The 21287-nt window shown below is 62.4% G+C and carries 21 protein-coding genes; 10 read left to right on the top strand and 11 right to left on the bottom strand.

The genetic code is table 11. The features are described 5' to 3' along the window. Positions 1-26: 26 nt before the first annotated feature. Positions 27-512 carry a hypothetical protein gene (locus AC515T_RS24140; RefSeq protein ID WP_496530300.1) on the bottom strand — a complete coding sequence of 162 codons (486 nt, stop codon included), beginning with the start codon at positions 510-512 and terminating at the stop codon, positions 27-29. A gap of 329 nt (positions 513-841) precedes the next feature. On the opposite strand from AC515T_RS24140, the gene dauA reads away from it, so the two are divergent. Next, on the top strand, positions 842-2581 hold the full coding sequence (gene dauA / locus AC515T_RS24145; RefSeq protein WP_496530301.1) for a C4-dicarboxylic acid transporter DauA: 1740 nt from the start codon (positions 842-844) through the stop codon (positions 2579-2581). Positions 2582-2720: 139 nt separating this feature from the next. On the opposite strand, the gene AC515T_RS24150 is transcribed toward dauA, so the two are convergent. Both AC515T_RS24150 and AC515T_RS24155 read right to left on the bottom strand, forming a co-directional pair. Then, positions 2721-3194: a WbuC family cupin fold metalloprotein gene (locus AC515T_RS24150; protein WP_496530302.1), complete on the bottom strand. Its 474-nt coding sequence runs from the start codon at positions 3192-3194 to the stop codon at positions 2721-2723. A 3-nt stretch (positions 3195-3197) separates the two neighbouring features. Next, on the bottom strand, positions 3198-3755 hold the full coding sequence (locus AC515T_RS24155; RefSeq protein ID WP_053125250.1) for a hypoxanthine-guanine phosphoribosyltransferase: 558 nt from the start codon (positions 3753-3755) through the stop codon (positions 3198-3200). Between the two features lie 164 nt (positions 3756-3919). Between AC515T_RS24155 and upp the strand changes: the two genes are divergently transcribed. After that, positions 3920-4558, top strand: a complete 639-nt coding sequence (gene upp, locus AC515T_RS24160; protein ID WP_003185330.1) for a uracil phosphoribosyltransferase — start codon at positions 3920-3922, stop codon at positions 4556-4558. Positions 4559-4560: 2 nt separating this feature from the next. Next, complete coding sequence (locus AC515T_RS24165) at positions 4561-5835, top strand: uracil-xanthine permease family protein (protein WP_407805428.1); 1275 nt, start codon at positions 4561-4563, stop codon at positions 5833-5835. Between the two features lie 142 nt (positions 5836-5977). Here AC515T_RS24165 and hemH read toward each other — a convergent pair whose 3' ends face one another. Together hemH and AC515T_RS24175 are read right to left on the bottom strand one after the other, a co-directional pair. Beyond that, complete coding sequence (gene hemH, locus AC515T_RS24170) at positions 5978-7003, bottom strand: ferrochelatase (RefSeq protein WP_496530303.1); 1026 nt, start codon at positions 7001-7003, stop codon at positions 5978-5980. Between the two features lie 13 nt (positions 7004-7016). Then, positions 7017-7916 carry a TIGR01777 family oxidoreductase gene (locus AC515T_RS24175; RefSeq protein ID WP_496530304.1) on the bottom strand — a complete coding sequence of 300 codons (900 nt, stop codon included), beginning with the start codon at positions 7914-7916 and terminating at the stop codon, positions 7017-7019. A gap of 196 nt (positions 7917-8112) precedes the next feature. Here AC515T_RS24175 and AC515T_RS24180 point away from each other — a divergent pair, with 196 nt between their 5' ends. The 6 genes from AC515T_RS24180 to AC515T_RS24205 all read left to right on the top strand — a co-directional run bounded on the left by AC515T_RS24180 (position 8113) and on the right by AC515T_RS24205 (position 13879). Further along, positions 8113-9099 carry an NAD(P)/FAD-dependent oxidoreductase gene (locus AC515T_RS24180; protein WP_496530305.1) on the top strand — a complete coding sequence of 329 codons (987 nt, stop codon included), beginning with the start codon at positions 8113-8115 and terminating at the stop codon, positions 9097-9099. Between the two features lie 177 nt (positions 9100-9276). Next, positions 9277-10239: a YbgA family protein gene (locus tag AC515T_RS24185; RefSeq protein ID WP_496530306.1), complete on the top strand. Its 963-nt coding sequence runs from the start codon at positions 9277-9279 to the stop codon at positions 10237-10239. Beyond that, the gene (locus tag AC515T_RS24190; RefSeq protein ID WP_496530307.1) at positions 10239-11186 is read left to right on the top strand and encodes a MerR family transcriptional regulator; all 948 of its coding nucleotides are present in this window, start codon (positions 10239-10241) and stop codon (positions 11184-11186) included. The genes AC515T_RS24185 and AC515T_RS24190 overlap by 1 nt, the downstream gene beginning before the upstream one ends. 12 nt (positions 11187-11198) lie before the next feature. Beyond that, complete coding sequence (gene phrB, locus AC515T_RS24195) at positions 11199-12650, top strand: deoxyribodipyrimidine photo-lyase (protein WP_496530308.1); 1452 nt, start codon at positions 11199-11201, stop codon at positions 12648-12650. 122 nt (positions 12651-12772) lie between these two features. Then, positions 12773-13546, top strand: coding sequence for an SDR family NAD(P)-dependent oxidoreductase (locus AC515T_RS24200; RefSeq protein WP_496530309.1), 774 nt, complete (start codon positions 12773-12775; stop codon positions 13544-13546). A 27-nt stretch (positions 13547-13573) separates the two neighbouring features. Further along, on the top strand, positions 13574-13879 hold the full coding sequence (locus AC515T_RS24205) for a YkgJ family cysteine cluster protein (protein ID WP_060740657.1): 306 nt from the start codon (positions 13574-13576) through the stop codon (positions 13877-13879). A 131-nt stretch (positions 13880-14010) separates the two neighbouring features. On the opposite strand, the gene AC515T_RS24210 is transcribed toward AC515T_RS24205, so the two are convergent. From AC515T_RS24210 to hemA, 6 genes are all read right to left on the bottom strand, one after another. After that, positions 14011-14529 (bottom strand): acyloxyacyl hydrolase, encoded by a 519-nt coding sequence (locus AC515T_RS24210; protein ID WP_496530310.1) that lies wholly within the window; start codon positions 14527-14529, stop codon positions 14011-14013. A 114-nt stretch (positions 14530-14643) separates the two neighbouring features. After that, the gene (gene murI / locus AC515T_RS24215; protein WP_496530311.1) at positions 14644-15435 is read right to left on the bottom strand and encodes a glutamate racemase; all 792 of its coding nucleotides are present in this window, start codon (positions 15433-15435) and stop codon (positions 14644-14646) included. Then, entirely contained in the window at positions 15428-16183 is a 756-nt protein-coding gene (locus AC515T_RS24220; protein ID WP_496530312.1) for a molybdopterin-synthase adenylyltransferase MoeB, read from the bottom strand. Before AC515T_RS24220 ends, murI begins: the two co-directional genes overlap by 8 nt. Then, positions 16177-17007 carry a peptide chain release factor N(5)-glutamine methyltransferase gene (prmC, locus tag AC515T_RS24225; RefSeq protein WP_496530313.1) on the bottom strand — a complete coding sequence of 277 codons (831 nt, stop codon included), beginning with the start codon at positions 17005-17007 and terminating at the stop codon, positions 16177-16179. Before prmC ends, AC515T_RS24220 begins: the two co-directional genes overlap by 7 nt. A 14-nt stretch (positions 17008-17021) precedes the next feature. After that, positions 17022-18104, bottom strand: a complete 1083-nt coding sequence (prfA, locus tag AC515T_RS24230; RefSeq protein WP_496530314.1) for a peptide chain release factor 1 — start codon at positions 18102-18104, stop codon at positions 17022-17024. Next, positions 18101-19390: a glutamyl-tRNA reductase gene (gene hemA / locus AC515T_RS24235; RefSeq protein WP_496530315.1), complete on the bottom strand. Its 1290-nt coding sequence runs from the start codon at positions 19388-19390 to the stop codon at positions 18101-18103. The genes prfA and hemA overlap by 4 nt, the downstream gene beginning before the upstream one ends. A gap of 172 nt (positions 19391-19562) precedes the next feature. Here hemA and AC515T_RS24240 point away from each other — a divergent pair, with 172 nt between their 5' ends. Beyond that, on the top strand, positions 19563-21287 hold the full coding sequence (locus tag AC515T_RS24240) for a tetratricopeptide repeat protein (protein WP_496530316.1): 1725 nt from the start codon (positions 19563-19565) through the stop codon (positions 21285-21287).

Below are 21287 nucleotides of genomic sequence, written 5' to 3' on the forward strand. Positions count from 1 at the left end.
AGTTTACCCCCGGCAGGCCTCGGGGCTCAACGCGGGCGTTCGGCGCCGGTGTGCAGGTCGGCCCAGATATGGCCGTTGGCGTAGGTGAGGAACTGCACATAGACCGTGTTGTTGCGCAACAGATCGATGACCACCCGGTACTGGGCCTGTGGATAAGACAGCGTCAGGGTCTTGCTCGCCTCGTCGAAGGCCGGTTTCTTCAGGCTTTTGCTTTCGCCGTCGAAGTTGAGGATCACCTGGCTGATGGTCGCCCCCTTGTTCAAGGGCTTGCCCTTGAGACGGACCAGCAAGGGCGAAGTGACCGGGATCGGCTGCTGGTTGGACTGGCGCTGGTTACCCAGCACCACCGAATACTCGGTCACTTGCAGCAACTGCTGTTGTTCAGGCTGTTCCTGGCGCACCACCAGGTCATCCGGCGGCAGGAACTGGCTGTGCATCGGCGCGGCCACAGCCGTCAAAGGCAGGCTGGCGATCAACAGCGAAGTGGCGCAGCGGCGGATCGATACACGCATGACAACCTCCAGAATCTTGGCCGGGCACTCTAGCATGAGCGCGGATGGTAAAAATAAGCGATCAGGATCAATACATCCGGACAGCGGGCGCGGCATACTCGAAGGGTCATCAGAGCTGACACCCGCCAGGCGATGCTTCTGTGGCGAGGGAGCTTGCTCCCGCTGGGTGGCGCAGCCGCCCCAACAACAGGCAACTGCAATTCCCCAGCAAACTGCGTCAACCTTTTTTACGACGACTGCGCCGCCGAGCGGGAGCAAGCTCCCTCGCCACAGGGATCGGTGTTCGGCAGGCCCAGGTGTAACACCCGTTCATTTTGTGTGGAGTGCTTATGTCTTTCTCCGCCCCACCCTTGTTCGCCGCCTGGCGCCAAACCTGGCGTGCCGGCTACACCCTGGAACGCCTGCGCGGCGATCTGGTGGCCGGCCTGACCGTCGGCATTATCGCCATTCCCCTGGCCATGGCCCTGGCAATTGCCGTTGGCGTGCCGCCGCAGCACGGCCTGTACACGGTGTTGGTGGCGGCGCCGCTGATCGCCCTCACCGGCGGCTCGCGCTTCAACGTCAGCGGGCCGACAGCCGCGTTCGTGGTGATCCTGCTGCCCATCACCCAACAATACGGCCTCGGCGGCCTGCTGCTGTGCACCATGCTCGCCGGCCTGATCCTGATCGCCCTGGGCCTGATACGCGCCGGCCGCTTGATCCAGTACATTCCCTATCCGGTCATCCTCGGTTTCACGGCGGGCATCGGCGTGGTCATCGCCACGTTGCAACTCAAGGACCTGCTGGGGCTGACCACCGCAGGCCAAGCCAAACACTACATCGAACAACTGGGCGAATTGATCGTGGCGCTGCCCGGTGCCCGTCTCGGCGATGGCGTGATCGGCGCCGTGTGCCTGGCGGTGCTGATTGCTTGGCCACGCTGGGTGCCACGGGTGCCCGGGCATCTGGTGGCCCTGCTGGTGGGCACGTTGCTGGGGCTGGCGATGGAGCGCGGCGGATGGCCGATCGCGACGCTGGGCGAACGCTTCAGCTACGTCGTCGATGGCATCGCTCACCCAGGCATCCCGCCCTTCTTACCGAGCTTCGACTGGCCCTGGAACCTGCCGGACAGCCAAGGGCAGCCGTTGATCCTGTCCTATGACCTGATCCGCCAATTGCTGGCGCCCGCCTTTGCCATCGCCATGCTCGGAGCCATCGAATCACTGCTCTGCGCGGTGGTGGCGGACGGCATGACCGGCAGCAAGCACGATCCCAATGCCGAGCTGATGGGCCAGGGCCTGGGCAACCTGGTGGCGCCGCTGTTCGGCGGCATCACCGCCACCGCCGCCATTGCCCGCAGCGCCACCAATGTGCGCAGTGGTGCCTTTTCCCCCCTGGCCGCGATCATCCACAGCCTCGTGGTGCTGGTGGCGATTGTGCTGTTGGCGCCGCTGTTCAGTTACTTGCCCATGGCCGCACTGGCTGCGCTGCTGGTGATGGTCGCCTGGAACATGAGCGAGGCCGGGCATGTGCTGCACACCCTGCGCATCGCCCCGCGCAGCGATGTGCTGGTGCTGCTGACCTGCCTGGGCCTGACGGTGCTGTTCGACATGGTCCTGGCCGTCGCCGTCGGCCTGTTGCTGGCCGCCGGGCTGTTCATCAAGCGCATGAGCGAATTGACCGACAGCGCCGAACTGCCGCGCCACTTCCACCAGGCCCTGCTGGACATGCCCGAGCACGTTCGCTGCTACGCCATTCGTGGACCGTTGTTCTTTGGCGCGGCGGAAAAGGCCCTGGATGTGCTGCGCCGGTTCGACCCGGGCGTTCGGGTGGTGATCGTGGAGATGAGCGCCGTGCCGATGCTGGACATGACCGCCCTGGCCGCGCTGGAAAATATCCTGAGGGACTATCGAAAGCAGGGTATTGGCCTGATCCTGGTCGCGACTGCGCCCAGGGTGCGCCTGAAGCTGCGCCGCGCTGGCATTCACCGCGAACAGCGGCAATTGGCGTATGTGCAGACCCTGGAGCAGGCGCGAGTCAAAAGTGAGCAGTGGTTGGCCGGTGGCAGCGCTCACGCAAGGCTGGCTTGATTGATGGGTGGCCACGGAGCTTTTTGTGGCGAGGGAGCTTGCTCCCGCTTGGGTGCGTAGCACCCACCTGCAATGGGGGCTGCTGCGCAACCCAGCGGGAGCAAGCTCCCTCGCCACAAAAGCCCTGCTGTCGCATTGTTCAGTCGAACTGCGCGCGCATCCAGGCCTGGTACTCGGCCACGCCGGCCTCGCCTTCGCGGGGCGCCCAGTGGGCCAGTTCACCCTCGCCCACCGGTCGGTAAGGGCCGGCCTTGCATTCGAACATCAGGCTGTCGGCTTCCAGCACCACCAACCCGTGATACACGCCGGCCGGCAGGTCAACGCCGAGGCAATCGCCGCCGGCCTGCAGGATGCGCTTGTCCACCACCGCACCGGCTTCGTCGAAGATCAACACCCCCAGCCGGCCCTTGAGCACCAGCAGGGTTTCCGCCTTGTCGGCGCTCAGGTGGCGGTGCGGCGGGATGTAGGTGCAAGGCTGCAAGCCAACCGCCATGCGGTGGCACGGCTCATCCATCTCATGGAAGTTATGGTGCTGTCGTCCGCGAGGACTGGCCGCGGCCTTCTCGGCCAATTCATCGAACAGCGCTTGATCCACAAAGCTTGGCCGAGTCATCGATTACATCCCCTTGACGGCGAAAATGCCATTGGCGTTGCGCCAGTAACCTTTGTAGTCCATGCCGTAGCCGAAGATGTAGCGGTCGATACACGGCAGGCCGACGAAATCGGCTTTCAAGTCCGGCCGCGCCTTGCGGTCATGGTCCTTGTCGATCAGCACGGCGGTGTGCACGGCGCGGGCACCGGCGTGTTTGCAGAAGTCGATGATCGCGCCCAGGGTGTGACCTTCGTCGAGGATGTCGTCGATGATCAGCACGTCGCGGTCGATGAACGAGACTTCCGGCTTGGCTTTCCAGAACAGGTCGCCACCGCTGGTTTCGTTGCGATAACGCGTCGCGTGCAGGTAGGACGCTTCCAAGGGGAAGTTCAGATAGGTCAGCAGCTTGCCGGAGAAAATCAGCCCGCCGTTCATGACGCAGAACACCACCGGATTGGCATCGGCCAGTTGTTCGTTGATTTGCGCACCGACACGGGCGATGGCCGCTTCGACTTCGGCTTCGGTGTACAGGCAGTCAGCCTCTCGCATGATTTGACGGATATGCTCGAGATCAGCGGACATGTCGCTCTCCAGGGGTGGCGGGGTTCGGAAAAGCCGGCAAAGGTACGCATCCCGCCCGGCCAGATCAAGCGTTTGTGGACTAACGTTCTGTATTGTCTATAGGACAACACCCTCGGATAGATTAATCTAGGCCGGTTTTTTTGCCCGCCGCCGGAGCCTTCCCCATGCCCATCCTTGAGATCCGCCATCCGCTGATCAGACACAAACTCGGCCTGATGCGCCGCGCCGATATCAGCACAAAGAACTTCCGTGAACTGGCCCAGGAAGTCGGTGCCCTGCTCACCTACGAGGCCACCAAGGACCTGCCGCTGGAGTCCTATGAAATCGACGGTTGGGCCGGTACGGTCCAGGTCGAGAAAATCGCCGGCAAGAAAATCACCGTGGTGCCGATCCTGCGCGCCGGCATCGGCATGCTCGAAGGCGTCCTGAGCCTGATCCCGGGGGCCAAGGTCAGCGCCGTGGGCGTGGCTCGCAACGAGCAGACCCTGCAAGCGCACACCTACCTGGAAAAACTGGTGCCGGAAATCGACGAGCGCCTGGCGATGATCATCGACCCGATGCTCGCCACCGGCAGCTCCATGGTCGCCACCATCGACCTGTTGAAAAAGGCCGGTTGCCGGGACATCCGCGCCATGGTGCTGGTCGCCGCTCCCGAAGGCATCAAGGCCGTGCAGGACGCCCACCCGGATGTGACCATCTACACCGCGTCCATCGACCAGAAACTCAACGAGCATGGCTACATCATCCCGGGCCTGGGCGATGCCGGCGACAAGATCTTCGGCACCAAGCAGAAGGACGCTTGAGCATGCGGGATGAGTTCAACGATCCGCTCTGGCGCCAGGTCCTGTCCGGCGCGCAGATGCTGTTCGTCGCCTTCGGCGCGCTGGTATTGATGCCGCTGATCACCGGGCTGGACCCTAACGTGGCGCTGTTCACCGCCGGCCTGGGAACGATCCTGTTCCAGCTCGTCACCGGGCGCCAGGTGCCGGTGTTCCTGGCCTCGAGCTTTGCCTTCATCACCCCGATCATCCTCGCCAAGGGCCAGTTCGGCCTGGCGGCGACCATGGGCGGCGTGATGGCGGCGGGTTTCGTCTACACCTTCCTGGGCCTGGCGGTGAAGATCAAGGGCACCGGCTTCATCGACCGGCTGTTGCCACCCGTGGTCATTGGCCCGGTGATCATTTCCATCGGCCTGGCCATGGCGCCGATTGCCGCCAACATGGCGATGGGCAAGGCCGGCGACGGTACCGAGCTGATCCATTATCAGACTGCGATGATGATTTCGATGCCGGCCCTGCTCACCACCCTGATCGTGGCGGTGTTCGGCAAAGGCATTTTCCGCCTGGTGCCGATCATTTCCGGCGTGCTGGTGGGCTTTGCCATGGCGTTTTTCTTCGGGGTCGTGGACACCGCGAAAATCGCCGCCGCACCCTGGTTCGCCCTGCCGGCCTTCACCGCACCGGAGTTCAACTGGCAGGCCATCCTGTTCATCGTGCCGGTCGCCCTGGCGCCGGCCATCGAGCACATCGGCGGCGTGATTGCCGTGGGCAGCGTGACCGGTCGCGACTACCTGAAAAAACCCGGCCTGCACCGCACCTTGCTCGGTGACGGCATCGCCACCACCGCCGCCGGCCTGTTCGGCGGCCCGCCCAACACCACCTACGCCGAAGTGACCGGCGCGGTGATGCTGACCAAGAACTACAACCCGAAGATCATGACCTGGGCGGCGATCTTTGCCATCAGCCTGGCATTCATCGGCAAGTTTGGCGCGCTGTTGCAAAGCATCCCGGTGCCGGTGATGGGCGGGATCCTCTGCCTGTTGTTCGGTTCGATCGCGGCGGTGGGCATGAACACGCTGATCCGCCACAAGATCGACCTGGGCGAGGCGCGCAACCTGGTGATCGTTTCGGTGACGCTGGTGTTCGGCATCGGCGGCGTGCTGGTGGGCACCGGCACCGGCCCGGACGACTTCGGCCTCAAAGGCATCGCGCTGTGCGCGGTGGTGGCGATCGCGCTGAACCTGTTGCTGCCGGGCAATGACGGCTGGAAGCAGAAGAAGGCGGATGAGCCGCTGATCTGACCCAAGCTTGATATTTTGTTGTCAGCCAGATAGCTATCGCGAGCAAGCTCGCTCCCACAGTGGATCTCGAGTGGTCACACAATTTGTGTACACAGCAGATCCCATGTGGGAGCGAGCTTGCTCGCGATGGGGCCTTTGAATTTTACAAAGCGATCGGCGCCCGTTCGCAGAGAGTGCTCAACGCCTTGGCCCACTGCGGCTCATCATTGAGGCAAGGCACCAGCACCAACTCCTCCCCCCCCGCCTCGCGGAACTGCTCACGGCCGCGATCGCCGATCTCTTCCAGGGTTTCAATGCAGTCGGCCACGAACGCCGGGCACATCACCAGCACTTTCTTCACACCGCTTTTGGCCAGTTCCTCCAGGCGCGCCTCGGTGTAGGGTTCGATCCACTTGGCCCGCCCCAACCGCGACTGGAACGACACCGACCATTTGCCCTCCGCCAGCCCCATGCGTTGGGCGAACAGTTCGGCCGTGCGGAGGCATTGGGCGCGATAGCAGGTCGCCATGACCTCCGGCGGCGCGTTCTTGCAGCAGTCGGCATCCTTGAAGCAATGAAACCCTGTCGGGTCGAGTTTGGTCAGGTGCCGTTCCGGCAAACCATGGAAACTCAGCAACAGATGATCGTGCTCCTGCATCAGGTACGGCTTGGCACTGGTCACCAGGGCGTCGAGGTATTCGGGCTGATCGTAGAACGGCTGGAGGATCGAAAACTGCACATTGAGTTTCTTTTCCCGCACGACCCGCTTGGCCTCTTCGATCACCGTGGTCACGGTGCTGTCGGCGAACTGCGGGTACAACGGCGCCAACGTGATCTTCTTGTGACCCTGGCTCGCCAGCCGCACCAGTGCCGACTCAATGGACGGCTCGCCATAACGCATCGCCAGTTCCACCGGACCCTGGGTCCACTGCGCGGTCATGGCCTGTTGCAGCCGGCGACTGAGCACCACCAACGGCGAACCCTCCTCCCACCAGATCGAGGCGTAGGCATGGGCCGACTGCTCGGGACGCCGAATCAGGATCAGCGACACCAGCAAACGCCGCACCGGCCATGGCAGGTCGATGACATACGGGTCCATCAGGAATTGATTGAGGTAGCGGCGCACATCGGCCACCGAGGTAGAGGCAGGCGAACCCAGATTCACCAGAAGCAACGCGTGATCGGTCATGCAACGTCCTATTTCAAAGGCGGCTGGACAAGTCTTCCAGAGCCGCAGGCAAATCAGTGAAGCGGAATGTGAAACCCGCCGCCTGCAATCGGGCTGGCGTGGCGCGCTGGCCGCCGAGCAACAGCAAGGACAATTCCCCCAGCGTGACCTTCAGCGCAAGTTCCGGCATCGGCACCACGGCCGGTCGATGCAATACGCGCCCCAGGGCCTTGGCAAAATCGCGGTTGCGCACCGGGTTCGGCGCGCACGCATTATAAGGACCGCTGGCATCGGTGCGGTGCAGAAGAAAATCAATCAGGGCGATTTGATCGTCGATGTGAACCCACGGCATCCACTGTCGACCATTGCCGATACGCCCGCCCAACGCCAGTTTGAATGGCAACAGCAGCCGTGACAAAAAGCCGCCCTCGGCAGACAGGACCAGGCCGGTACGCACCAGCACCACGCGCACGCCCATGACCTCGGCCCGTTGCGCGGTTTCTTCCCAGGCGATGCACAACTGGCTGGCGAAATCTTCGCTCACCGGTCCCGATTCCTCGGTCAACTCACGTTCGCCACCGTCGCCGTACCAGCCTACCGCGGAACCGGAAATCAACACCTGCGGTTTCTGCTCGCAACGCTCCAGCCACGCCAGCAGAACTTCCGTCAATGTGATGCGACTGCTCCACAACAACATCTTGCGTTTATGGCTCCAGGGGCGGTCGGCGATGGGGGCCCCGGCGAGGTTGACCACCGCGTCCACCGGCTCGTGGATTTCGTCGAGCTTGGCCACGCCCCGCACCGTTGCCCCACAGATTTTCGCCACCTCTTCGGGTCGGCGACTCCATACCGTCAAGCGATGTCCCTGCTGCAACCAGAGGCGGCAGAGCTGACGTCCGATCAAACCAGTACCGCCGGTCAGCAATATGTGCATGAGATGTTCCTCGCATCGCGTTTTACCCGGCCCATTAGTCTATTTTTATAAGCAGGGATTTTTCGTATCGGACAGGGTCTGTGTTTAACAATAGGACAACCTGTCCAAACGCGAACGGTAAAACTTATACCAAAAACCCGAATTGTACAGCTTTAAACGACGGCGTAGTCTGTACAGAAAGGTAAACGAGGCCCTCATGACTGTACCTATCGCAATCATCGGCACCGGCATCGCCGGACTTTCAGCCGCCCAGGCCCTGACGGAGGCCGGGCATACCGTTCAACTCTTCGATAAAAGCCACGGCAGTGGCGGACGCATGTCGAGCAAGCGCAGCGACGCCGGCGCACTGGACATGGGCGCGCAGTACTTCACTGCCCGCGACCGCCGCTTTGTCACAGAGGTCCAGCGCTGGCAAGCCAACGGCTGGGCCGCGGAATGGAACCCGCAACTCTACAACTTCCAGAATGGACAACTGAGCCCATCGCCGGACGAGCAGACCCGCTGGGTCGGCACCCCGCGCATGAGCGCCATCACCCGTGCCTTGCTCGACAAGTTGCAGGTGCAGTTTTCCTGCCGGATCACCGAGGTGTATCGCGGCCAGGAGCATTGGCATCTGCAGGACGCGGAAGGTTTCACCCACGGCCCCTTCGGCCACGTGGTGATCGCCACGCCCGCGCCCCAGGCCACCGCATTGCTGGCCGCCGTACCGAAGCTGGCCGCCGTGGCCGCCGGCGTGAAGATGGACCCGACCTGGGCCGTGGCCCTGGCTTTCGAAACACCGCTGGATACGCCCATGGAAGGCTGCTTCGTGCAGGACAGCCCCTTGGACTGGCTGGCGCGCAACCGCAGCAAACCGGGACGCGACAGCAAGCTCGACACCTGGGTACTGCACGCCACCAGCGACTGGAGCCGGCAGCACATCGACCTGTCCAAGGAAGCGGTGATCGAACACCTGCACGGTGCGTTCGCCGAACTGCTGCACAGCGCGATGCCCGCACCGAGCTTCAGCGTGGCCCATCGCTGGCTCTATGCCCGCCCCGCCGGCAGCCATGAATGGGGCGCCCTGGCCGATGCCGACCTGGGGCTGTACGTGTGTGGCGACTGGTGCCTGTCCGGCAGGGTCGAAGGCGCATGGCTCAGCGGCCAGGAAGCTGCACGTCGCCTGCACGCAAGCCTGCAGTAGATCGCATCACCCAATGCTCTTCGCTGCTGTCGAAAGAGACAGCAGCCTGCCCGCGGCACCCACTGACGTTACCCAGCCCCTCTATGAATCCGGTTGACTTGTGCACGTTCGGGCCTATGATGAAAATATTGTACACAAATATAAATTTGTACAAGATTAAGCCATCAGAGGTCGCCCATGCCCAGCGCAGCCATCGCCAAACCCAGAATCGCCATCAGCGCCTGCCTGATGGGTGCCGAAGTTCGCTTCAACGGTGGGCACAAGCAATCGCAGTTGTGCAGCCGCACCCTTATCGATTACTTCGATTTCGTGCCGGTGTGCCCCGAAGTCGCCATCGGCCTGGGCATTCCCCGGGAGCCGATTCGCCTGGTAGGCAATCCTGAACATCCCGAGGCGATCGGCACGGTGAATCGCGACCTCAACGTGACCCGGCCATTGGCCGACTATGGGCAGCAGATGGCCGGGGAACTGGATGACATTTGCGGCTACATCTTCATGCAGAAATCGCCGTCCTGCGGACTGGAGCGGGTCAAGGTCTATGACCACAACGGCGTGACCCAGGACGGCGGCGGACGCGGCATCTATGCCCAGGTCTTTTGTGAACGCCATCCCGATCTGCCGGTGGAGGAAGACGGCCGCCTCAACGACCCGGTGCTGCGGGAGAACTTCCTGACCCGGGTGTTTGCCTATGCCGCCTGGCAACCCTTGCGCCGCCAGGGCCTGACCCGACGCGACCTGATCGAATTCCACTCGCGCTACAAATACCTGCTCATGGCTCACAACCCCGAGCAGTACAAGGCCCTGGGCAAACTGCTGGGCAACATGGGCAAGGCCGATCCCAATGAGCTGGGCCCACGCTATTTCAGTGCATTGATGGCGGCCTTGAAGAAATGCGCTACCCGCCGCACCCACACCAATGTGCTGCAACACCTGAGCGGTTACCTCAAGCGTGCCATCGACGCCGAGGACAAGCAGGAGGTACAGCACCTCATCGGGCAATACCGCCTCGGCATCGTGCCCTTGGTGGTGCCGCTGACGTTGCTCAAGCATCACCTGCGCCAGCACCCCGACCCTTACCTGGCGCAGCAGGTCTACCTGCAACCGCACCCGGAAAACCTCAGTTTGCGAAACGCCATTTAATGAACAACGACCCCGACTCCAGCGCCCGTGAAGACCTGGGGGCCGATTTTGCCAAGGCCTTGGCCCAAGGCTGGCTGCCCATACGCGAAGTCGCCCGGCAGACCGGTGTCAACGCCGTCACACTGCGGGCCTGGGAACGCCGGTACGGCCTGATCGTGCCGCACCGCACGCCCAAGGACCACCGACTGTTCAATGCCGAGCATGTGCAACGGATCCGGAGCATCCTTACCTGGATCGATCGTGGCGTCGCGGTGAGCAAGATCAAGCCGTTGCTGGACACACCGCCGCAGCCGACGCCCCCCACGCAGCCACCGGAGAATGACTGGCAGCGTCAGCGTCACGCCCTGGCGTTGGCGGTGACGCAACTGGCCGAGCGGCAGATCGATGACCTGGTCAACCAGGCGATGGCGCTGTATCCGCCCTGGACCGTGTGCGAGCAATTGCTCTTGCCGTTGCTGGCCGAGCTGCACCTGCGCTGGCAAGGCCAGTTCGGCGCGCAGTTGGAGCGGGTCTTCTTGTACTCGTGGCTGCGCAGCAAGTTCGGCAGCCGGATCTACCACAACAACCGCCAGGTGCGCGGCGCGCCCCTGTTGCTGGTCAATCATTCGGATTTGCCCCAGGAGCCGCACCTGTGGCTCACCGCCTGGCTGGCCAGCAGCGCCGACTGCCCGGTGGAAGTGTTCGACAGCCCGCTACCGGCGGGCGAACTGGCCCTGGCGGTCGAACGCCTCAAGGCCCGTGGCGTCCTGTTGTATTCCAGCCACGCCATCAACCTGTCCCAACTGCCCAGGCTGCTCAGCGGTATCGATTGCCCGATCATCATTGCCGGCCCGGCCGCGTCGATCCACCACGCCCGGTTATCCACAGGCGTCGCGATGATTGACCTGTCCTGGGCCGAAGACCCGCTCTCGGCTCACCGCGAACTGAGCCGCAGAGCACTCCTTTAAATGGAAAACAGCATGCAACTGATCTGGCTGCGCAGCGACTTGCGCCTGCACGACAACACCGCCCTCGCGGCCGCCGCAGCCCAAGGGCCATGCGTAGCGGTGTACCTGACCAGCCCCGGGCAATGGCGTGCCCATGACGACGCACCGTGCAAGATCGATTTCTGGTTGCGTAACCTCGGCGCGTTGAGCGTGGCCCTGAATGAGTTGAACATCCCGCTCTTGATTCGCGAGGCCGCGCATTGGCACCAGGCGCCGCACGTGCTGCTCGAGCTATGTCGCGAACTGAACGTTGGCGCCGTGCATGTCAACGAAGAGTACGGCCTGAATGAAACGCAGCGCGACGCCGAAGTCGCCCGCGGATTGAATGACCAAGGCATTGAATTTCACAGCCACCTCGACCAACTGCTGTTCAAGCCCGGCAGCGTGCTGACCAAGAGCGGCAATTATTTCCAGGTGTTCAGTCAGTTCCGCAAGGTCTGCTACAACCGTCTGCACTTTTCGCTGCCGAGCCTGGTCGCCACGCCGCTCCAGCAGCCTCCCACCGGCATCGCCCGCGACCCGGTGCCGACGCATGTCGATGGATTCGCCCCGCCCGGCGAAGCACTGCGTGCCCTCTGGCCCGCCGGGGAAACCGAAGCCCGACGGCGCCTGGACAACTTTGTCGACCAGCACCTCGACGATTACCAGCACGAACGGGACTTCCCGGCCCGCCCCGGCACCAGCCAGCTCTCGGCCTACCTGGTAGCCGGGGTGGTGTCGCCACGTCAGTGCCTGCATGCCGCACTGCAAGCCAACCGGGGTGAATTCGAGAGTGGAAATGCCGGCGCTGTAACCTGGATCAATGAATTGCTCTGGCGCGAGTTCTATAAACATATTCTCGTGGGCTATCCACGTGTGTCGCGCCACCACGCGTTCCGCCCGGAAACCGAGGCGCTGGCGTGGCGCAAGGCCCCCACAGAACTGGAGGCCTGGAAACAGGCGCGCACTGGCCTGCCGATTATCGATGCGGCCATGCGCCAATTGCTGGAAACCGGCTGGATGCACAACCGTTTACGGATGGTGGTCGCCATGTTTCTGACCAAGAACCTGCTGATCGATTGGCGTGAAGGCGAGCGCTTTTTCATGCAGCACCTGATCGACGGCGACTTGGCCGCCAATAATGGCGGCTGGCAGTGGAGCGCCTCCACGGGCACCGACGCGGCGCCCTGGTTCCGTATCTTCAACCCGTTGAGCCAGTCGGAAAAATTTGACCGCGAGGGCCTGTTCATCAAGTACTGGCTACCGGAACTGAACGATCTGGACAGGCAACAGGTCCATAGCCCAAACACCCAAGGCGGCTTGTTTGGCGCCGTGGATTATCCGGCACCGATCGTCGATTTGCGCGAGTCCAGGGTGCGGGCGCTGGCAGCGTTCAGAAACCTGCCGGCGCGACAGGACGCCGTCGTTGAAGGGGTTGGCGATTAGCGAACATGAAATTACCGGGGTTCGGGATGCAATATTTACCCGATAACATATAGTCTTACTAATCGTGCGGACTCTACTGAGGGCTGTGTCTCAGTACTCTGCGCAATCGAAAGGAGTAAGGAATGGGTCTAGGACTGCCACGGCGCTATTGGCTCACCGGAGCGGGCAACGGAATCGGCGCTTCGCTGGCTGAAGCGATACTCGAGACAGGGGCCTACCTTGCCGTCAGTTCGCGCTCGGCCCGATCGTGCGAAACCCTTTCGACACGTTATCCAGGACGAGTGCTGGCCGTGCCTGGCAATTTGACCGACAGCCAGGCCGTGCGCGAGATCGGCGAGCAAATTTCTCGACAATGGGGCGCCCTGGATCAGGTGATTCTCAATGCCGGAACGGCTGAGTACGTTGACAGACAACCTGCCGAGCACACATTGATCGAGCATATCGTGCGCAGCAACCTGCTGGTCGCCAGTTTCTGCATCGAAGTGGCCATGCCCTTGTTGCGCGCCGGGATCAGACCCCATCTGGTGGGTATCGCCAGCCCGGCGACTTTTCTGCCGCCCTCGAAAATCGAAGCGGGTGGAAGCGGGATGCGCTGTTTGTTCGAATCGACTCGGACAGAGCTGGCGTCTGCGGGCGTTGATGTGACACTGGTGCACCCTGGCTACGACGACCCATCGCTGGGGCCCGACGATTGTTTCCCATTCCCGGTCCACTGGTCGCCTGAAGAAGCGGCGCGGCATGTGCTGAATCACTTGGTCGAACGCCCCCGGGAAGTCGCGCTCCCCATTGCGTCCATGACCGCACTCTGGCCCCTGCCTTCATCCACCGAAACCCTGCTGGCCGACATCGACTCATGCCAGGCAAAAAACGGCTATCCGATCAAGGGACGCCCCTGAGCCGCCGATTGCCTTACACTGCGCGCCATGAAAACCATCCCCCTCCATGAAATCCCGGCACCGGCCGTCACGTGTTCGACGTGCGCGGCGTGCTGCTGCCAGTTGGAAGTGATGCTGATCACCGACACCGGGGTCCCGGAGCGTTTTATCGACACGGACGATTGGGGTGGGGAAGTGATGCTGCGGCTCGACGACGGTTGGTGCGCGGCCCTGGATCGCGACAGCATGATGTGCACCATCTACGAAAAGCGCCCGCTGATCTGCCGCGAGTTCGAGATGGGCGCGCCGGAATGCCTGGAAGAGCGCCAGGGCATTGCGACGGCGTATCGCTAAAAGAATGATCTGGCAGACCTGATTTACTGTGGGAGCGAGCTTGCTCGCGATAGCAGTAGGTCAGACAACTTCAGGGTGGCTGGTCTATCACTCTCGCGAGCAAGCTCGCTCCCACAATTGTTGTTCAGGTGTTACAACGGCATCGTGTAGTGCAGCGCGTAGCTTTCCACACCGTCGTTGGTCGACTTGATACCCGCGTTGGAGTAATGAGTGGCGCGAATGCCCACTTCATGGCCGCCATTGAAGCGCAGGCCGAACCCGATGCGATCCTCGAACTGGAAGGCCGTCCCCAACTTGTTGGTTTCCACTTCGGTATTGGCGAACAGCGCAACGCCGACACCCGCCTCGATGTAAGGCTTCACGTTCTGGCCGGAAAACTCATACACAAACACGGGCGAGAACGACAGGCTATGGTTGCTGGACGTCTCATCCCCTTCCCAATAGGTATAGGCGCCGCTCCAGTAGCCGGTCAGGCGACCGACGTCACTTTGCAGCCAGCTCTTGTCCCAGTCGAACTGCATGCCCAGGCGATAGGTCATGGTCGAGTCGCTGGTCTGGCCAACCCCAAATTCCACACCGGCTGCCTGCGCAGTGTAAGTGTGCCCCAACAACGCAGCCGCAAACGCGGCAAAGCAGAATAAGCGCTTCATTAGAAACATCCTTTTCCGAACAGACTTAGTTGATTTTGTTACAAACATTCAAAGCTATAGAAATCCGCGCCAAAACAGAAGTTCAGCGCGATTTACATAATTTTCACGTTTTTTTTACAGACCGAAGCTTCGCACAACGCCAGACGAATGCCATAGGGTTGGTAGGATTTTTCTTAGATGTACCGGGTCAGCACTCGTCCAGAAGTGCGTTTCACTGGCCGGTCCTTCAGCCAACAGCCCTCGTTCAATCAACAGGCGTTGAAGTTGCCGGGCCACTGCGGCCCCGGTGTCGATGAGGCTGATGTGTTCAGGAATCATCCGCGCGAGCAATGGCTTGAGGAACGGATAGTGCGTGCAACCCAGGATCAGCGTATCGCAGCCGGCCGCCAGCAAGGGGTCGACGTAATGCTGCAGCAATTGATACAAGGCCGGGTTGTGCAGGTCACCCGCTTCGATCAATTCCACCAGCCCCGGACACGGTTGCGTGATGACCCGCACATCGGTGGCGAAACGGTCGAGCAACGCGGCGAACTTGGCGCTCTGCAAGGTGCCGGTGGTGGCCAGTACGCCGACGATACCGCTGCGGGTCGCGGCGGCTGCGGGCTTGACCGCCGGCTCCATGCCGACGATGGGCCAGTGGGGGAAATCGCGGCGCAGGTCGGCGACGGCAGCGACCGTTGCGGTGTTACAGGCGACGACCAAGGCCTTGGCACCTTGGCCCAGGAGAAAGTCGGCAATGATCGCGCAACGTTGTCGGATGTATTCCGGGGTCTTCTCGCCGTAGGGAATATGCCCACAGTCAGCCACGTACAACAGCGACTCATTGGGCAGCAGCCGACGGATCTCCCCCAGCACCGACAGCCCGCCGACACCCGAGTCGAGCACACCGACCGGCGCTTCACTCATGTTGATCACCACACACGCTGCAACCTGGATCACGCTTGACCCGCAACTCACGGAATCGCGTGCCCAAGGCATCGATCAACAGCAGGCGCCCCACCAGCGGCTCACCGAAACCGACCAGCAACTTCAAGGCTTCAAGGGCTTGCAGGCTGCCCACCAATCCCACCAGCGGCCCGATCACACCGGCTTCGCTACAGGTCAGCTCGGCTTCGCTGCCGTGGCCGTAGAGGCAGTGGTAGCAAGGGCTTTCAGGGCGGCGCGGATCGAACACCGACAACTGCCCTTCCAGGCGAATCGCCGCGCCGCTGACCAACGGCTTACCCGCTGCGACACAGGCCGCGTTCACCGCTTCGCGGGTCGAGAAATTGTCCGAGCAATCGAGCACCACATCCACCGCCGCGACCGCCGCGACCAGACTGTCTTCGTCCATGGCCACCCGGTGAGGCACCAGCCGAACCTCGGGGTTGATCGCCCCCAGGCGCCGCATCGCCGAATCGACCTTGCTCAGGCCGACGCTGTCGGTGTCGTGAATGACCTGGCGTTGCAGGTTGGTCAAGTCGACGCTGTCGAAATCCGCCAAGTGCATCTCACCCACGCCGGCAGCGGCCAGGTACAACGCCACCGGCGCGCCGAGCCCGCCAAGACCGATGATCAACACACGGCTTTGCTTGAGCCGCAATTGGCCGTCGATGTCGACGTGCTGCAACAGAATCTGCCGGCTGTAGCGCAACAGCTCCTGATCGTTCAGCACGGCAGGCACCCCAGGCTGATGCGTTCATGAGCGCCCAGGTCCTTGCGGCTGTGGACTTCGACAAACCCTTGGGCGCTCAGCAAATCGCGCACCGCTTCGGCCTGATCGTAACCGTGCTCGAGCATCAGCCAGCCACCCGGTTCCAGGTGCGCCGGCGCCTGAGCCACGATCTGGCGCAGATCATCAAGCCCGTCCGGCCCCGCCACCAAGGCACTGGCCGGCTCGAAACGCACGTCGCCCTCGGCCAGGTGTGGATCGCTGGCCGCGATATACGGTGGGTTGCTGATGATCAACTGGAAACGCTCGCCTTCCAAAGCACTGAACCAGTGGCTGCTCAACACCGTGACGTTGCGCAGGTCCAGGCGCTGGCGATTGCGTTCGGCCAGGGCCACGGCCTCCAACACCCGGTCGACCGCCGTGACGTTCCAGGCCGGGCGCTCACTGGCCAATGCCAGGGCAATCGCGCCGCTGCCGGTGCCCAGGTCCAGGACCCGGGCCGGTGCCGCAGGCAGCAGGGCCAGTGCGGTTTCCACCAGCAGCTCGGTGTCGGGACGGGGGATCAGCGTGTGGGGCGCAACCTCCAGGTCGAGTTTCCAGAAACCCTGTTGCCCGAGGATGTAGGCCACCGGCTCGCCAGAGCGACGGCGGCGCAGGTATTCGGAGAACAGCAATGCGGCCTCGCTGGGCACGATCCGCTCGGGCCAGGTGTGCAGGAAGCTGCGGGACTTGCCCAGGGCAGCGGCCAGCAACAACTCGGCATCCAGCCGTGGCGTGGGCGAATCCGGCAGCTCGGCGGCGCGTAACAGACTGGCGATGATGGTCATTTATTCACCTGTGCTCACTCGCCAATCGCCGCCAACTGGTCGGCCTGGTATTCGGCCAGCAACGGCTCGATCACCGCATCGACACCACCGGCAAGGATCTCGTCGAGGGAATACAGGGTCAGGTTGACGCGATGGTCGGTGACCCGGCCCTGGGCGAAGTTGTAGGTACGAATCCGTTCGGAACGATCGCCCGAGCCCACCAGCAATTTGCGTTCGCTGGCGATGGCGTTGGCGGCGGCGCTGGTCTGCTGGTCATTGAGTTTGGCCGACAACCAGGCCATGGCCCGCGCACGGTTCTTGTGCTGGGAACGTTCTTCCTGGCATTCGACCACGATGCCCGAGGGCAAGTGCGTGATGCGGATCGCCGAGTCGGTCTTGTTGACGTGCTGGCCGCCCGCGCCGGAGGAACGGTAGGTGTCGACCCGCAGGTCCGCCGGGTTGATCTCGATGGCTTCCTGCTCGTCCGGCTCGGGCAATACCGCCACGGTGCAGGCCGAAGTATGGATACGTCCCTGGGACTCGGTGGCCGGCACGCGTTGTACGCGGTGGGCACCGGATTCGAACTTCAGCTTGCCGTAGACATTGTCGCCTTCGACCCGGGCGATGACTTCTTTATAACCGCCGTGTTCGCCTTCGTTCTCCGAAAGGATCTCTACCCGCCAACCGCGACGCTCGGCATAACGCGAATACATGCGGAACAGGTCGCCAGAAAAAATCGCCGCCTCGTCGCCGCCGGTGCCGGCACGGATCTCAAGGAACACATTGCGCCCGTCATTCGGGTCCTTGGGCAGCAGCATGCGTTGCAGGCTGCTTTCCAGTTCGAGCAACTGTTCCTTGGCTTCGCGCACTTCCTCCACGGCCATTTCGCGCATGTCCGGGTCGCTGTCCTTGAGCAGCGCCTGGGCGCCTTCGAGGTCGCCCTGCACTTTAAGCAGTTGTTTATAGGTGGCGACAATCGGCTCGACTTCCGCATATTCCTTGGAATAGGTGCGGAATTTGTTCTGGTCGGCAATGACCTCGCCATCGCCCAGCAAGGCGGTCAGTTCTTCGAAACGGTCCTGGAGGATGTCCAGTTTGTTGAGCAGTGACGCTTTCATTGCGGTTTTTTATCCGAAAAGCTATCCGGTGAGCCCTCACCGAGGGCAAAGAGTTCCTGGGCCATGGCCAGCGCATCGAGGCGGCCCTCGGCGGTCAGCTTCTTGAGCTGGACACTGGGAGCGTGGAGCAACTTGTTGGTCAGGCCACGGGCCAGTTGCACCAGCACCTCTTCGGCGCTGCCGCCGTTGGCCAACAGGCGCTGGGCCTTTTGCAGCTCCTCGTCGCGCAGGCGTTCGCTCTGTTGACGATACGCCTTGAGCACATCCACCGCAGCCAGCTCGCGCAGGCGCACCATGAAGTCCTCGGCGCCGACGCTGATCATCTCTTCCGCCGCCTGGGCTGCGCCCTGCCGGCTCTTGAGGTTCTCGGCCACCACCTCGTGCAGGTCGTCGACGCTATAAAGATAAACGTCGTCCAGCTCGCCGACTTCCGGCTCGATGTCCCGGGGAACGGCGATGTCCACCATGAAAATCGGCTTGTGCTTGCGCAGCTTCAGGGCACTTTCCACGGCGCCCTTGCCGAGGATCGGCAACTGGCTGGCGGTGGAACTGATGACGATGTCGCTGTGCACCAGCTCGGCGGGAATGTCCGACAGCAGCACCGCATGGGCTCCGAACTGTTCGGCCAGGGTGCTGGCCCGTTCCAGGGTGCGGTTGGCGACGACAATGCGTTTCACACCCAGGTCGTGGAGATGGCGAGCGACCAGGGTGATGGTCTCGCCGGCACCGATCAGCAGCGCCTGGCTGCGTTGCAAATCACTGAAAATCTGTTTCGCCAGGCTGACGGCGGCGAACGCCACGGACACCGGGTTCTCGCCGATGGCGGTGTCGGTGCGCACCTGCTTGGCGGCATTGAATGTGGCCTGGAACAAGCGCCCCAGCAGCGGGCCGACGGTGCCGGCCTCGCGGGCCACGGCGTAGGCCGACTTCATCTGGCCGAGAATCTGCGGCTCGCCCAGCACCAGCGAATCGAGCCCCGAGGCGACGCGCATCATGTGACGAACGGCCGCATCGTCTTCGTGCACATAGGCACTGGCGCGCAGCTCTTCAAGGCTCAAATCGTGGTATTCGGCCAGCCAGCGCAGCACTGAATCGGCTGAAACGTGATCCTGTTCTATATAAAGCTCGCTGCGATTGCAGGTGGAGAGGATCGCAGCTTCGCGGCTGTCGGTGAGTCGGCAGAGCTGCTGCAGGGCCTCAACCAGCTGCTCAGGCGTAAAGGCCACGCGCTCGCGGACGTCTACTGAAGCAGTCTTGTGGTTAATACCGAGTGCAAGGAAGGCCATTCAAGGTCGCTGATGGTGACGTGAAGCCGGCAATTGTCCTACTTCGTCAGATTCAGAACAACCACTCGATCTCTATCGCCCGGCCCTGGGTTGTAAATCGACGGGGCGGTTATGTTTGACCCAAGGCTTGTGTCATGATGATCCGACCGCAGGTTAGTCGTCCTCTTCCTATATGAATAGATCTTCCGCGTTGCTCCTCGCCCTTGCCTTGCTCAGCGGCTGCCAGTCCATGGCCCCCGTTTCGACGGACGGTACGCCGCCAGTCGAAGACAGCGTGCAGGCCCCTGAAAAACCCAAGGTCTATGGCTCATTCAGCGAAGAAACCATCTTCAGCCTGTTGAGCGCCGAACTGGCAGGCCAGCGCAATCGCTTCGACATTGCGCTGGACAACTACGTGACCCAGGCCATCAATACCCAGGACCCAGGCATCTCCGAGCGGGCATTTCGCATTGCCGAATACCTGGGCGCCGACCAGCCTGCGTTGGATACCGCGTTGATCTGGGCCAGGAATGCCCCCGATGACCTGGAAGCGCAGCGCGCCGCCGCCGTGCAACTGGCCCGGGCCGGGCGTTACGACGACTCCATGGTCTATATGGAGAAAGTCCTGCTGGGCAAGGGCGACACCCATTTCGACTTCCTGGCGCTGTCCGCCGCCGATACCGACCAGGAAACCCGCAACGGTCTGATGAAAAGCTTCGATCGCCTGTTGCAGCGCCACCCGAATAACGGCCAGCTGATTTTCGGCAAGGCCCTGCTGCTGCAACAGGATGGCGACACCCAGGGGGCCCTCACCCTGCTGGAAGACAACCCGCCGGAAGCCGGCGAAGTGGCGCCGATCCTGCTGCGCGCCCGCCTGCTACAAGGCTTGAACCGTGGCGACGAAGCCTTGCCACTGCTGGAAAAAAGCATCAAGAAGTATCCGGACGACAAACGTCTGCGCCTCACCTACGCCCGCATGCTGGTGGAAAACAACCGCATGGATGACGCCAAGGTGGAGTTCGCCAGCCTGGTCCAGCAATACCCGGAAGACGACGAGTTGCGCTATTCCCTGGCGCTGGTCTGCCTGGAAGCCAAGGCCTGGGAAGAGGCCAAGGGTTACCTGGAAGACCTGATCGCCCGGGAAAGCCACGTCGACTCGGCCCACCTGAACCTGGGTCGCATCGCCGAAGAACGCAACGACCCCGAGAGCGCACTGATCGAGTACGCCCAGGTCGGCCCGGGCAACGACTATCTGCCGGCGCAGTTGCGCCAGGCCGATATCCTGATCAGCAATGGCAAGACCGCCGATGCCCAGAGCCGCCTCGCCGTACAACGCGACTCCCAGCCCGACTACGGCATCCAGTTGTACCTGATCGAAGCCGAAACCCTGTCGGCCAACAATCAGGGCGACAAGGCCTGGAACGTACTGCAGCAAGCCTTGAAGCAGTACCCGGACGATCTGAACCTGTTGTATACCCGCGCCATGCTGGCGGAAAAACGCAATGACCTGGCCCAGATGGAAAAAGACCTGCGCCTGATCATCCAGCGTGACCCGGACAACGCCATGGCCCTCAATGCCCTGGGCTACACCTTGTCGGATCGCACCACCCGCTATGACGAAGCCAAGCTGCTGATCGAACAGGCCCACCAGATCAATCCGGAAGACCCGGCGGTCCTCGACAGCCTTGGCTGGGTGAATTTCCGCCTGGGCAATCTCGACGAAGCCGAACGCCTGTTGCGCCAGGCCCTGGAGCGCTTTCCCGACCAGGAAGTCGCCGCTCACCTGGGCGAGGTCCTGTGGGCCAACGGCAAACAACGCGAAGCGCGGCAGATCTGGAGCCGATTCCTCAAGGAACAGCCTGACAGCGCCATCTTGCGCAGCACCATCAAACGCCTGACCGGATCCGAGACTCTTTAA

The organism is Pseudomonas sp. FSO-7 (assembly GCF_059579345.1).